The 14,641-nt window shown below is 38.6% G+C and carries 13 protein-coding genes and 1 other annotated feature; of the genes, 2 read left to right on the top strand and 11 right to left on the bottom strand.

Translation table 11 applies throughout. The features are described 5' to 3' along the window. Window positions 1–28 precede the first annotated feature (28 nt). The 10 genes from ACW2QC_RS13590 to ACW2QC_RS13545 form a co-directional block, all read right to left on the bottom strand. A complete protein-coding gene (locus tag ACW2QC_RS13590; protein ID WP_457544507.1) occupies window positions 29–190 on the bottom strand; it encodes a hypothetical protein in 162 nt (53 codons plus the stop codon). A gap of 69 nt (window positions 191–259) precedes the next feature. Continuing rightward, window positions 260–1,219 (bottom strand): alpha/beta hydrolase, encoded by a 960-nt coding sequence (locus tag ACW2QC_RS13585; protein WP_457544506.1) that lies wholly within the window; start codon window positions 1,217–1,219, stop codon window positions 260–262. A gap of 198 nt (window positions 1,220–1,417) precedes the next feature. After that, window positions 1,418–1,909: a DinB family protein gene (locus tag ACW2QC_RS13580; RefSeq protein ID WP_457544505.1), complete on the bottom strand. Its 492-nt coding sequence runs from the start codon at window positions 1,907–1,909 to the stop codon at window positions 1,418–1,420. A 104-nt stretch (window positions 1,910–2,013) separates the two neighbouring features. Continuing rightward, window positions 2,014–4,248, bottom strand: coding sequence for a YhgE/Pip family protein (locus tag ACW2QC_RS13575; protein WP_457544504.1), 2,235 nt, complete (start codon window positions 4,246–4,248; stop codon window positions 2,014–2,016). Window positions 4,249–4,386: 138 nt separating this feature from the next. Next, window positions 4,387–5,469: an ABC transporter permease gene (locus tag ACW2QC_RS13570; protein WP_457544503.1), complete on the bottom strand. Its 1,083-nt coding sequence runs from the start codon at window positions 5,467–5,469 to the stop codon at window positions 4,387–4,389. Next, a complete protein-coding gene (locus ACW2QC_RS13565; protein WP_457544502.1) occupies window positions 5,466–6,734 on the bottom strand; it encodes an ABC transporter permease in 1,269 nt (422 codons plus the stop codon). Before ACW2QC_RS13565 ends, ACW2QC_RS13570 begins: the two co-directional genes overlap by 4 nt. A gap of 12 nt (window positions 6,735–6,746) precedes the next feature. Next, window positions 6,747–7,679, bottom strand: a complete 933-nt coding sequence (locus tag ACW2QC_RS13560) for an ATP-binding cassette domain-containing protein (protein ID WP_457544501.1) — start codon at window positions 7,677–7,679, stop codon at window positions 6,747–6,749. Between the two features lie 217 nt (window positions 7,680–7,896). Continuing rightward, complete coding sequence (locus ACW2QC_RS13555; protein ID WP_457544500.1) at window positions 7,897–8,535, bottom strand: response regulator transcription factor; 639 nt, start codon at window positions 8,533–8,535, stop codon at window positions 7,897–7,899. A gap of 11 nt (window positions 8,536–8,546) precedes the next feature. After that, window positions 8,547–9,626 (bottom strand): sensor histidine kinase, encoded by a 1,080-nt coding sequence (locus tag ACW2QC_RS13550; protein WP_457544499.1) that lies wholly within the window; start codon window positions 9,624–9,626, stop codon window positions 8,547–8,549. A 95-nt stretch (window positions 9,627–9,721) separates the two neighbouring features. Further along, a complete protein-coding gene (locus ACW2QC_RS13545) occupies window positions 9,722–10,576 on the bottom strand; it encodes an SAM hydrolase/SAM-dependent halogenase family protein (RefSeq protein WP_457544498.1) in 855 nt (284 codons plus the stop codon). A gap of 254 nt (window positions 10,577–10,830) precedes the next feature. Beyond that, window positions 10,831–11,104: a binding site (T-box leader), on the bottom strand. Between the two features lie 130 nt (window positions 11,105–11,234). Here ACW2QC_RS13545 and ACW2QC_RS13540 point away from each other — a divergent pair. Further along, complete coding sequence (locus ACW2QC_RS13540; RefSeq protein WP_457544497.1) at window positions 11,235–12,227, top strand: SDR family oxidoreductase; 993 nt, start codon at window positions 11,235–11,237, stop codon at window positions 12,225–12,227. A 764-nt stretch (window positions 12,228–12,991) separates the two neighbouring features. On the opposite strand, the gene ACW2QC_RS13535 is transcribed toward ACW2QC_RS13540, so the two are convergent. Continuing rightward, the gene (locus tag ACW2QC_RS13535; RefSeq protein WP_457544496.1) at window positions 12,992–13,495 is read right to left on the bottom strand and encodes a DNA-deoxyinosine glycosylase; all 504 of its coding nucleotides are present in this window, start codon (window positions 13,493–13,495) and stop codon (window positions 12,992–12,994) included. A 134-nt stretch (window positions 13,496–13,629) separates the two neighbouring features. Between ACW2QC_RS13535 and ACW2QC_RS13530 the strand changes: the two genes are divergently transcribed. Beyond that, window positions 13,630–14,565 carry an NADP-dependent oxidoreductase gene (locus ACW2QC_RS13530; RefSeq protein ID WP_457544495.1) on the top strand — a complete coding sequence of 312 codons (936 nt, stop codon included), beginning with the start codon at window positions 13,630–13,632 and terminating at the stop codon, window positions 14,563–14,565. Window positions 14,566–14,641: the final 76 nt, after the last annotated feature.

Below are 14,641 nucleotides of genomic sequence, written 5' to 3'. Positions count from 1 at the left end.
GGGAAGGCTGATGCTCTCTATTAGAGCATCAGCCTTTTTTGGATAGTGTTTTGGATGATGTTTCTGCTCTGGGGACGATGTTTCTCCTCTCACGCCGATGTTTCTCCTCTCGCGCCGATGTTCTTGCTCTCGGGCTGATGTTTCCACGCACGCGCCGTGTTCCTGCTCTCGCGCCGATGTTCCCACGCACGCGCCAATATTCCACCGCACACGTAGCGATATTCAGTCAACACAAAAAAATAAGCAGCTCAATGACTGCTTATTCCTTCACATATTGCTCCAAAAACGAGCTCAGCTTTTCTTTATATCGATCTTGATCAACAACGAATGATTCCCCATGTCCGGCTCCATCAACCGTCATAATTTCGGCTTCACTTTTTGTATTTTCATAGAGTTCCTTTGACATTCTAGTCGGTACAAATGTATCCGCATTTCCGTGGACATACAAAATTGGTACTTCTGCTTTCTTCACCTGATCAAGGGCGGATGCTTCTGATAATGAATAGCCAGCCTTCATGTCAGTAACGAGACTCACAGTCGGTAAAACTGGAAATGATGGGAGATGATACATGCGTTTCATTTGATAGGCAAACATATCTTTCACACTTGTATATGCACTATCAGAGATGATTGCTTTCACATTGGCAGGTAAATCTTCGCCGCTTGTCATCAATACAGTAGCTGCTCCCATTGACACACCATGGAGTACAACTTCTGTATCTGGACCAAGTTTATCAACCATCAAATTAATCCAATCCACATAGTCTAAGCGGTCATGCCAGCCAAATCCAATATAGTCGCCCTCACTTTGCCCGTGACCGCGAGCATCAGGCATCAACAGATTGTAGCCAAGTTTTTCGTAATAATATTGACCGTATAACCCCATGTCTTTTCCGCTTCCAAGATAACCATGCGCTAAAATGACGGTCTTATTTGTTGGCTTTTTCGCTGGTAAAAAATAGCCATTAAGTGTCAATCCATCATAAGAAGTCATTTCCACCTCTTCAAATTGCTTTTCACTGACCCAATTGCGCCAATCGCCTTTTATGAAAACGTCCATCGCCTCAGCAGAAACTTCAAGGTCAGTATTGTCTTGTAGAAAGTCCTTTTGATTGCGATCAATTGCCAGGTTATAAAAAAAGAAACCAGCAACTACATTTATAATAAATAGAATAATAATAATTCCTATACTAACTTTTAGCCATCTTTTCCCCTTCACATTCGCACTCCTTTCTAAAAAGCTATAATTCTATTATACAGAAGAATTAGGACAACGATGAAAAATAAGCGCTGGTACTTCTTTACAAAATTGTATTTCATAACAAAAAGCAGGCAATACACTGCCCGCTTTTTGTATGTAACTATCTATTTGGATCATCACCAATTGGTCACAGCCACCAGATGCTACTCCAGGAAATCAGGTTAAACCTAGTGCTTCTTTCACTTCCTGGATTTGCAATATATGTCTCTTCTCATGCCATCCAATAAACGGAATCCATTGTTTTAAACTCATTTGTCCGAATACTGGATGTGGAAAGGCTTTACGCTCCAGCTTGTCTACATCGGCTTTTTCCACCAATTGGATTAGTCCTTGATGGGATGCTTCCAGTTTTAATTTCATTTCATCAAGTGTTGCGTAATCTGCAGATGGATCAGCAAAGTCAGGTGCCTCGACCTTTTTACTGCGATCAACGGTTGCTTCAATTGGTTTTTGGTCCGTTTCAACATCCTCCCCATTTTCCAATTGATCCGCAATCGTTTTCACAATTGCACCTTCCATTAAAAACAAATGCTCAAGCACTTGTTTAATCGACCAGCTTTTTTCATCCGGTTTCTTATTTAAATTCTCATCCGAAATCCCATTTACTTCCGTCAATAATGTTTCCCGAGCTTGATCATTTGGTTGCAAAAAAATCTCCCCTTTTATCATTTATTGAATCTTTCCGTTCACAATCTACAATCTTCACGTTATGGAATTTACTTCCTATCCCTTACTATACCGCATTCTTTTCATTAATGAAATAATCCCGATTCCTTTGATTTTTTCATTAGTGTCTTTCCCTTACGATTAATTGGCCCTTTTAAGAAAATACCTAATAACAAGGCAATAACACCAAATACTGCTAAGAAGAAAATATCCCGATAAGCTCGTTCCCAAACTATCCCACCAACAGCCTCGCGCATTAGATCAATTGCATATGTGAATGGCAAGTATGGATTAATTGCTTGAAAGAAATCTGGCAATAGTACAACTGGATATGTACCACCTGATCCGGCTATTTGCAATACAAGTAACACAATCGCCATTGCCTTGCCAACATCACCAAACACAGAAACGAACGAATAGACAATTAACATGAATACAACTCCAATGAACAAACCGAACAACACAAACCAAAAAGGTGACCAAATATAAACATTGATTAGGAAATTATCACCTAATGTAACAATTAACGTTTGCACGATTCCAATACACATAAAAGTTAAATATCGACCAACATAAATTTGCCGTGGTGTATACGCCTCATCATTCCTAACACTGACTGCTAATAACGAAATCAATAACAGCGCACCAACCCAAATCGCTAATACCGTATAAAATGGTGTCATTCCCGATCCATAATTTGGAATTGGAAAAAGCTTATTTTCATTGAGTTGAACCGGTTCAGCAAAAAATCCTCGCTCTGCTTGTGGGTCGTTTTGCAATAACTGGATGATCTCACTTATATCGGTTTCACCCTGAATATCGCGAATATGGGTTGCTAGTTGGTTGACTTTTTCATTCACGTAAGGAAATTCACCGAGTACATCGTTAAGCACTTCTTTACCTTCGCCTAAATTATTTTCCGTTCGATTCAATATCCCTTCGACCTCAGGTATTGTCGACTGAATCTTAGTTAAAATTCCTCTCGCATCTGATAACGTATTTTTAGCCTTATCTACTTCTTGTAAAACAGTTGGCTCAATTGTGTCATGGTACTCCTTCACAAAAGCATCGATGTTCTTAGCTGTTGTTGCTGTTATATCCTGTAAATCAGCAATAACACCGTCTACTTCCTGCTTTTTTCTATCAATAAAAGAATTTATTTTATCAATATTACCTTGTGCTTCCAACAAACCTGACTTTAATGTTTCCAATCGTTGTAGTGCTTCATCTATTTGATCATTTGGCTGTTGTTGCATGTTTGGATCTTGTAAATTCCCACCTGTTTGTTCCTCATCATCGATTTGCTCATCTTGTTGATTCTGCTTATTGTCATTTTGTGCCTTCAATTGCTGCAACGCCTTTTCAACTGTACTGATTCTCTGAAGCGCTTCATCCATTTTGCCATTTAATTGATCACTGATTTCTTTGCCACCGCTAAAATCAATTGTGGTTGATTGGACTTCGCTAATGAAATTGTTCGCCTCTGTCGCTATGTTTTGCACCTTTGCTAGATCCTTTTTAATCTTTGGCGCTATTTTATTCAATCGGCCTTCAGCTTTTTTTAGAAATGCAGTTGTATCATCAATTGTTCGCAGGCCACTATTTGTCACTTGTTTGGCATCCGGAATTAACCCTTGTGCCTTATCTATCATCCCTTGCGCATTTGTAGCATCCGTCATTGACTCCTTCAATGTTTGATGAATTTCTGGCAGTTTTTCTTCTATTTTAAAAATATAATTTTCAAATCGCTTAATATCCGGAAGATCACTTTCCAATTCGATTCCGATATCATTAAACAAATCAAAAATAACTCCATTAACAGTGGAAATAAACTTACTGCTAATTTGCTCGACAATGACACTAGCACCTTTTTCGGTAATTTTGGGAGCAATCGCGTTAGTTTTTTCATTCACATAATACTCAACCGCAGCCTTTTCAGGGTTATCGCTAACAACACTACTTAGTTTTTCAGAAAAATCCTTCGGGATAACAATGACAGCAAAATAATCCCCATACTCTAATTTTTCCATTGCCTGATTATGACTGACAAACTGCCAATCCATATCTTTGTTTTTCTTTAATGTTTTAACGAGATCGTCACCAACGTGGATTTCCTGGTCACGAACTGTTGCACCTATATCTTCGTTTACAACCCCAATCGGTATTTGATCTGTCTGACTGTAAGGATCCCATGACGCCTTAATATTAAACCACGCATACAGTGACGGCAATATAATTAAACCACCGATTAGGATGGCGGCGACCCAATTTGTTCCGATATTTTTTACGTCTGTTTTGAAAATACTTAAGATTTTTTTCATACATACCGTCCTTGTATAAAAATATTCGTCAATGTTTCATCTTAGTTAAATCCTTCCCTAATCCTTGTTTTTCATAACTTAGATAGCTGGGCTGCAGAAAAATGGGTTAATCACAATTACTGTGATTAACCCATATATTTAAATATGCCGCTTCTCCATCAAATGAATCCCAACCCCTGTCATCACTACTCCCATCAAAAGCAGGATACTGATCGGATAAAGCAATTCACTCATTGGGTATCCATAAACAGCCACACCATTCAAGACTTCCATTCCATATGTGATCGGAACAAGTTTTGACAGGGTCAGCATGAATTCCGATTGGACAATTTCTAGTGGCCAGTATGCTCCACCAATCATCGCCATGCTGACTGCAACGATTGGAATAACCGCATTAAACTGCTGTATGGTTTTTACCAATCCTGTAATCAAAATGGCCAACGCGACAATCGCAAAAACATATGGAATTAATAGTAGTAAAGCCTCGCCGAAATTCCCGTTGAAGTCTACCCCAATCCAGTAACGAAAAACAGAAAATATAATGACTACCTGTAAATACCCCGTGATAAAGCTATACAGAAAGTTAGCAACATACATTTCCCACTTTCGCACCGGCGATAAAATAACCCGATCCCATATCCCATCATACTTTTCCTCCAATATGTGAAAGACATTATAGGCAATTGTGTAAATAACGAAAAACAACGTAAAACCGAATAATGTCCGGAGCGTATTATTATAAATCGTCGTATCTGATCCACGAAATGATGCTGATTCTATGGTGAAAACCGGATTATCCATTATCGATTGAAGATTATCCGTTTTGGTAGACTCAGACAATTGCTCATACTGGATTTTTTTCATGTAAGCAGTTTCAACTGTTTGCTGCACCAGATCAATGGATGGTGATTCGACCCCAACCAATACGCGAAAGTCATTTTCCTGCAATTCTACTCCTAACTCTGCTTTTCCATTGGTGATCATTTCATCAACATCATCTTTTGACATCCATTTAAATGTTAAAGCATCCGAATCATCTAACATCTCCCCAACAACCGAATTACGAAGATGGTCATGAACCGTATATACTGGAACGGTAATGGAATCGGCATTTCCCCCTCCCAAAATAAAGGAAAATCCAATTGACATGACCGTCATAATCACAAATGTCCAAGGATTGCGGATAAATCGCTTTATTTTTGCTAATAAAATACCGGTCATGTCGTTTGCCCCCTTTTTGGGAAACTGAATGCGGCGATCACAACCAGGGTAATCGCGAAAATAACTAAGAATACAAGATAATCAAGCACCTGTGTTACCCCATCACCTCGTAAAATACTTAAATATGCTGTCATTCCAGCTCCATTTGGTGTGAGATTCCCAAGAAATTGAATCATTTTTGATAATTCGCCAATCGGGAAAAAGCTTCCACCGAGAAAAGCAAATATTGTCACAATAATAGATGAAAAAAAGTTGGTAATGATTTCTGTCTTTATCCGAAAACTGATTGCTGTGAGCAGTACCGATAATCCACCAACCGCAAGTGCCAGTCCAAATGTAACGGCAAAGAAGCCAAGTAAATTAGACCATGCAACACCATAAACCAGCCAAGAGAAACCAAATACAATCAATAAATGAATAAAACTAAAAATAACACCTGCGATAAAAATTCCAGCAAAATAAATCCATCTGGAAACACCTGCGAGGATAATACGATTAAATACATGTAGCTTTCTTTCCAAAAATGCAAACGATCCAATCGTTGAGGCTAGAAAAAGTACATTCATCACAGCCATACCAACTGCATAGTATTCCTTAGCTGTAACGGGACTTTTTTGATGTAATGAAACGACTTCTCCTTTAATTAAACCCGGTTCTACTTGTAATGCCCCGGAGTCCGCACTCTTTTTCCCAGCAAATGTTAAAAGCGTTAATTGCTCCTGATATTGCTGCACAATATTTTTTACAGCATTCGAACCAAGTGACTTGCCTTCATTCTCATAAACTTGTAATGTTCCAGGTGTATCTTCTTCTAGAAAAATATGACGTAACGTGTCATAGGTAAAGTTTTTCGGAACCTCAATAACTGCTGCATATGCATCATCATGAATAATTTTCTGCTTCTCGGACGGTTTCACTCTCTCCAATTGTATGACGTCGCTTAATTCCTCACTTCCAAAAATTTCTTTCTTCAATGTTTTGACTGGGTTAATCTGTGAAGCATTTGCACTGATAGCCGCTTTTTGTTTTTCAGGGAGTGAGCGATGCTCGACTTCTTGAAGGAATTGTTCCACTTGCTTATCATTGTTTCCATGCTCAATAAAAGCAACTTTCGCATCAATGGACACGGTACCTCCGTTCATAAAACTGCTTAGCGAGGCACCTAAAATAGCGATCAAAAGAATGGGGAGTCCGATTAATAAAAGAAGCTGCTGTGGATTTCTAAGTAAAATCAATCCTTGTTTCTTTACAATTGACCAAATCATTTCTTCTCACCTCTAATCCCTAAGTGCCCGCCCAGTAAGATGCAAAAAGACATCCTCAAGAGTAGGTGTCTTGATATCAACAGAATTTAATTCGATTTCCGCACCTTCAGCCAGTTTTAATAGTTTCCGAAAAATATTAATCTCTTTTGGTACCATCACAGTCACTGTTTTATCCCCTGCTGTTACCCTGTTGATCGTCGGCTCTTGTTTTAGTGCATCAAGGAATGGATCATTTAATCGGTCTACTTTAATGACAATTGTTTTTTCTGAAGAAAGTATCCGTTTGATTTCTTCTTTCGTTCCAGATGCAATCAAGTTACCCTTATCCATGATGTAAATTCGATCACAAAGAAACTCAACTTCTTCCATATAATGACTTGTATAGAGTACCGTCATCTGCTTTTCTTCATTTAGACGTTTCACCGTTTCCAGGATGTAATTTCTTGACTGCGGGTCGATCCCAACAGTCGGTTCATCCATAATAATAAGCTCAGGATTGTGCAACAGCGCCACACCTATATTCAGTCGCCGTTTCATCCCACCTGAAAATTTCTTCACAACCTCTTTCCTTCTGTCGGTTAAGCCAATCTGTTCTAATACTTCATCCATTTTTTGTTTCAGTTTGGCACCCTTCAACCGATAAATCCGGCCAAAAAATTGCAAGTTTTCTTCAGCTGTCAAATCATCATAGAGCGCAATCTCCTGTGGAACGATACCAATCACTTTTCTTAATGGTGCCGGGCTTTTAATGATACTTTTGTTATGAAATCGTACATCACCAGTTGTCGGTTCGGTTAACGATGATAACATCGAAATAGCAGTTGACTTTCCTGCCCCATTTGGTCCAAGTAAACCAACAATTTCACCTTTTTCAATAAACATATTTAAATTTTTCACAGCATAAAACTGTTTAAATTTTTTAGATAGATCAACTAATTCAAGCATGGTGTTCGCCTCCTATATCTATAGTTTACGATGCTTTGTTTCAGCACAATACTAACGGAAGTCACTAGATTTGGATTGATGGGGTGACTCAAGTCATGTTTGCTGTGGATGGTTGACGTTTTTAGCTTTCGGGTTGAAGTAGTTATATTTCAGGCAAATGTCAATCCCGCTACCAGTATCTCATCGCAAAAAAACTTCCCACCTAAGCAGGAAGTTTTTAAGATTCATAGATATCATGTTTCACCGCATATATCGCTAACTGTGTACGATCGCGCATTCCAGTCTTTTGCAATATTTGTGTGAGATGATTTTTCACTGTACCGATTGACAAATATAATTGTTCAGCAATTTCCTTGTTCGTCATCCCTTCTCCTATTAGTTTAGTAATCGCTAATTCACGGGGAGAAAGCCTAAAATCAGCACCAGCAGGCTTCGTTTGCTGTAACAAGCGAGGCAACACTTTTGCCGCCACCTCATCATGAATCGTCAATCCACCTTTCATACAACTATGTACAGCGTCAATTAATTTTTCAGATTCGGATGTTTTCAACAAGAATCCATTGGCACCTTCCTTTAACGCCTGCACTGCATATTCATCATCATTAAACGTTGTTAAGATCAATATTTTTATATCTGGCCACTGTGCCTTTATTCGTCTTGTTGCTTCGATCCCGTTCATGACTGGCATCCTGACGTCCATCATGACAAAATCTATCAAGTGTTTTTCCAAAACAGCCAGTGCTTCCTGTCCATTTTCCGCTTCGTGTGTCACCGTAATCTCTTCATCTTGCTCCAAAATTACTTTTAACCCTTGCCGAACAATTGCCTGATCCTCAACTAATAATACCCGCAGCATACTACCTCTCCTTACTTGCTCGGAACTCTCCCGCTCACGACAAATTGATTTTCTGTCTGATAAACTTCTAGATTTCCGCCAACATTTTCAACCCTTTTCTTCATATTTGTAAGCCCGAACCCAAATGTAAACGGTTGAGCAGCAAAAATTGGATTCTTTACTTCAAAAGAAATTGCACCATCTGCTGATCTTCCTAAAATAATGTGTACTTCCCGCGATTGTGCATGGCGCATTGCGTTTGTTAATGCCTCCTGGATCGCACGGTATAAAGCAACACTTTTTTCATTGGTGAGTGCTACCGACAACACGCCTTGTTTCGTGGTAAATTGCACCAGAATATGACTTTCCGCTTCCAGTTTGCGAATTAAATGCACAACTGTTGCAATTCCCTCATTTTCTTCTGTCTGAAGAGCTTTTACTGCCTGACGGGTTTCCGCTAAACTATCCTGCGCCATTTGTTTTAATTCATGATAATTCGTATCACCATTTTGAATGGCCAACATTTGCAGCTTCATAATCAATGCCGTCAAACGATGCCCAACGGAATCGTGAATGTCCCGTGCTATTTTCGTCCGTTCTTCTAAGCGAGCATCATTTTCAGCAACTAAATTCATGCGTTTTAGTTGCCGGTACTCACCTAAAAGCTGTCCATACGTTCCCTTTTGCTCGTTTCTTATTTGTACCATACGATTTAACGACCAGACTAAAAAATAAAAGAAAATACTAACCCCCACCATTTCAACAAATTCATCCATATGGACAGTACTCATAATTAAAGATAGTCCTAGGTTAATAACCAAATAGATAATAAGTTGTTTTTCACTTAGACCGAATGCAGAAATGATCGCTAAAAATAGAAGTAGCAAAAAACTGTATGTATTTTCATTTACAATGAGAAAATCATGAAGAATAATAACGCTAGATAAACTCAAATATAAAACAAATTGTCCTTTCTTAATCGATAAGAAAAAATAAATTCCTACTGCAACAGTAAATACAAAAATACTGATGGGAATCTTTTCACTTTCCTGATAGATCATCAATACCCACAGTAAACAAAAAATCAAAAAACGTAACCAAAAATTTTTCACACCCCTAGTTCACCTTCCTTCAGCCCTGCTACTTCAGTAATAAAACTTCACATGAAAACGATTTATCCAGTTTTTTGGTTACTAGCTCAATTAAATTATACTTGACTTTCAATAGCCCTCCGGATCGTTATTCTCCAATTAGCTCCTGTTTCAATATGATACGCTTTGGCAAATGAGCCCTGATTTATAGCAACGCCTAACTTGTCTAGCGAATTCACGTAAAGCAATGGTTCACCAAGGCGACTATCAGCAAATGACCGGCCAAACGTCATCCTATTTTTGTATACTTGATTCATATGATTTGCAATAGTAACTTCTAATGAATCCCCATATGTTATCCCTGCCTGTTGGAAAAGCTCACGAGAAATGTTTGTCCATATATTTCCAAATCGTACATCGAGAATATCAATGATACCGGTGACTACATCTTGAGTGACACTTGGTTCGGTGATCGTCAATTCAATTATATCCTCCACATCAATAACCGGACCCACCTCAGCAAAAGATATCACATTCGCAGCGAGTCGTGCTCCAGTATATGCGTAAACATCACGTCCATGGAATGTATACGATTCACCTGATCTTGGTAACCGGTTCACTTTTTCATCAATAATTCTGGCCTCCACAATTCCTATATTTTTCTTAATATGTGTTAATGTTCCATTATCAGGTGTTACGATATATTGATTCTCAGCCGTTTTTACGACAATACTTAATCGCTCCGATCCGACTCCAGGATCAACCACCGATACAAATACTGTTTCCTCAGGCCAATAAGAGATCGTTTGGTACAGACGATAGGATCCTTCCCATATATTGAATTGCGGAATATCGTGGGTTAAATCAAAAATTCTAAGTGCTGGATCGACTGAAATCGCTACGCCATACATAGCAGAGACCGCACCGTCACTCGTACCAAAGTCTGTTTGAAAAACTATATTTTTACTCATGTTGTTTTCCCCCTATTTTTAAGATCAAAAGCGCAAGCGCCTGTTTAGTGACGTACGGACTGGACTGAGCCGTAGGGGATAAAGGAAACACGGTGAGCGTAAGCGAACCGATGTTGACTTATCGTACGGAGGTGAGGGAAGTCTCGCTAGTCGCTGGGCGCTGTAGCTGGACGTGGCTCATCATGCCGGAAGCAAATTAGAGCCAGATTTTATGCTTTTTTACCTAACTTAAAAAACGTCCTCATCAATTAAATGATAAGGACGTGGTTTATTGTAACGTGGTACCACCTTATTTCATTGCATGCTCACACATACAATCTCTACAAGTATAAAAGACGAAAAGCTTCCATACTTTGGTTTGGATAACGAGTACCAGATCTCGTCGGAACCTACTAATACCAAAAAAATGATACGTTCAGTGCGAAACTCAGAGGCCATTGTTCAGATTCGAATTTTCACTTCTTCTCAGCTATCGAAGTTCTCTGGACAAAATATCGAAATCCTACTTTCCCTCATCAACGTTTATAGGAAGATATCATTGCTTAAATGTTAAAATTAGTATACGGAAAAACATTTTAAAAATCAAGTGAATTTTTTAAAGATTCACTTGATAATGGTATAATGAAGAAAATACATTTAAGAGATTGGAGTTGCTCATTTGAAACATACCTATCTTCTTACTGGTTATCCAGGATTTCTAGCATCTAGTTTGATCAAACAACTCATCGATGATCATGATCACAACATCGACCATATCTACTTACTTGTTTTACCAAAACTCAAAGATAACGCAACAGAAAAAATTACCCGCTTTGCAAAAAATCAAGATTTGGATCAAGACTTGTTTACGATTGTTACAGGTGACATTACCAAACCCAGCTTAGCTCTTAAAGAGGATGTCGACCACACATTGCAGCAATCGGTAACACATGTTTTCCACCTGGCAGCTATTTATGACCTGGCTGTGCCAAAGGATCTTGCCTATAATGTCAACGTGAACGGCACACAGCATATGAATGATTGGGTCCAAACACTAATCAGACTCAAACGCTATATTTATTTTAGTACTGCCTATGTTTCTGGAGCTCGTGAAGGCCGTATTTACGAGCATGAGCTTGTTGAAGGTCAAACGTTTAAAAATCATTATGAAAAAACAAAGTATGAAGCAGAATTACTTGTGGATGGGTTAAAAAAAGTTGTACCGACAACAATTATTCGTCCCGGGATTGTAAAAGGAAATTCCCAGACAGGTCACACGATTAAATTCGATGGGCTTTATTTTATGCTCAATTTTCTTGATAACCTAAGTTTCCTTCCCGTCATTCCATACCTTGGTGACGGGCAGCCAGAAGGAAATTTCGTACCAGCGGATTATGTTTTACAAGCAACAAGTTATTTAGCAATTGCACCAATTGGGGTGGGGAAAACCTATCACCTAACTGATCCAAAGCCTTATAAAATGAGGGAACTATACAAAATGCTAACCGAACACTACTTAGGCAAAACACCTAGGGGACAAATTCCACTCTCACTTGCCAAGGCATCATTAGCATTTGCCCCAACTCGTAAATGGCTTAAAGTTGAAAAGGAATCAATGGATTATTTTACGATTCATTCTTCCTATGACTGTTCACAAGCTGTTGCCGATTAAAAGGGATCGGATATTGTGTGTCCCGATTTCAAAGATACGATCGAACCTATGATTGATTTTTATCGGAAATATAAACATGATGGAAGCAAACATATTCAAATCACATGATCTTACTTGTTTTTATTTAGGCAGGAAATGATTGTGGATAATAACACGATGGAACAAGCTTCGGTTTGGAAATAAACTGATGATGAGTAAAAAGAAGGGCTTTAATACAAATATACGGATTTCTGTGAAAATTGTACCATTTTCAAATAATTACAACCTTTTCCAATTATTTTATTGTATAATGGTGAGGACAGGTAATGCAGGGTGAGCTTCACTGAGGCTGCATAGGGAAGCTTCTTTAATCGGCGGCTTTTATCCCCTAGGAAAGGGGCTGAAGCAATTGATTCCAATCGAAAAAGCTATTGAGTTGATGTTGATGTTCTCAACTCTTGTATTGTTAATTGTCAACAGCCGAGAAAAAAAGTAATCACCCTGTCGATGGCGTTAACGGGATAATTACTTTTTTAATTCCCTATAACAAAGTCGCCGCACTCTGCGGATAACTGTCTGAGTCGCAAGTTGCCGCTTGCGACTCACCTTTTTATTCTATTCTGATCCTTCAAAAAAAACAACTAAAAATTTAAACCGATCAAATTTGAGCAATTATATCTATATTTAAATTCCCCACGCTGTTAATCTAATTATTTCTATCTATGCTTATTATACTATAAAATACATACTAAAACACAAATAAATCAAAATTTTTAGACTTCATTTTATAGGTAGGCTAAAATTCTTCTCCATTCTTCCACTTTACCATCAAATGATTTCGTGTAACGCCCTGGTATAGGACTCGTTGACGGCAATTTGATCACATCAATGCCAGTTAAATTCACTCCATTAAAATATTCCATAAACGTCTGGAATGATTTTGTGCCATTACAAGCAATCAACCGAATATTTGGCTGCTTCTTCAGCAAACCAATAATATCATTTGGTTCTTCGTCCGTAATCCTTGAATCCAAACTTCCTTCACGAAAACACGTACCGATTGAATCCCATAAAGCTATCTGATGCTGTTTAATAAAGGCAATTTTTTCATCGTAATCTTCAATTGGCTCTTGATTGAACAATGCATACAAAATGCTCCAAAAATGGTTGCGCGGATTACCGTAATATTCCTGATTTTCTAATGACAGCTTACTAGGCATCGACCCCAAAATAAGCAATTTCGCATTCTCTCCTACAATCGGCGGAAGCGAGTTCAACTTTTCTTGCATCTCATCACCTCATCTAAAGGACAGCATACTACATAAGATTAGAAAAATGAAATACGGGAAAATATATGATGTGTATTCTTCTAATTACGGTATACCCATTTTTTCGACATTTAACGCAGAAGGAAGGTTTTTTAATGCGAGCAATTGTAATAGACCAATATGGATCAGCGGACAATTTAATCGAGCGGGATGTACCATTGCCGGACATTAAGCCCAATCAGGTACTCATCGAGCTGTATGCCACATCAATCAACCCAATCGATTGGAAATTGCGCGAGGGATATTTAAAAGAAAGGGAACCATTCGAGTTTCCGATCATTTTAGGATGGGATGCAGCTGGAATTATCCAGAAAGCCGGCTCTGATGTTACCAATTTTCATGTCGGTGATCGAGTATTTGCAAGACCGGCTACAACACCCAATGGAACATATGCAGAATACACAGCAGTCGATGAGAATTTGGTGGCAAAAATTCCGGAAAATATAAGTTATGAAGAAGCAGCTGTAGTTCCACTGGCCGGATTAACAGCATGGCAATGTCTTGTCGATTTTTCTAAAATAAAAGCTGGCGACAAGGTTCTCATTCATGCAGGCTCAGGCGGCGTTGGCAGTTTTGCGATTCAAATTGCCAAACATTTCGGAGCATATGTAGCGTCAACAGCAAGCGGGAAAAACGAAGCATTTCTAAACGAACTCGGTGTGGATAAATTTATTAATTATAAGGAAGAAAATTTTGAAGAGATTCTCAAAGATTACGATATTGTTGTCGACACCATGGGAGGCGCCATTCAAGAGAAGAGTTTTGACGTCTTAAAACAAGGCGGGAAATTAGTGTCGATTGCTCAACCGCCAGATGAGAAATTGGCTGCGTCGAAAGAGATATCAGCAGGCTTTCTCTGGTTAGAACCAGATGGCAAGCAACTCGCTGAACTCGGTGAACTTTTAGAAAAAGGAAAAGTAAAAGCAAATATTGGGCACACCTTCCCATTTAACCAGGATGGATTGCGGCTAGCCCATGAACTTAGCGAGTCACATCATGCAAAGGGAAAAATTGTGATTAAAATAAAATAATGGAAATCCCTTTAACAAAACGAGCTTAGAACAAATCTGGGCTCGTTTTTAATCAGTGCATAAATATAAGGTTAAA

This window comes from Virgibacillus sp. FSP13 (assembly GCF_054048505.1).
Note: the sequence above shows the minus strand (reverse complement) of the source record. Positions and strands in the feature narration are given on the sequence as shown.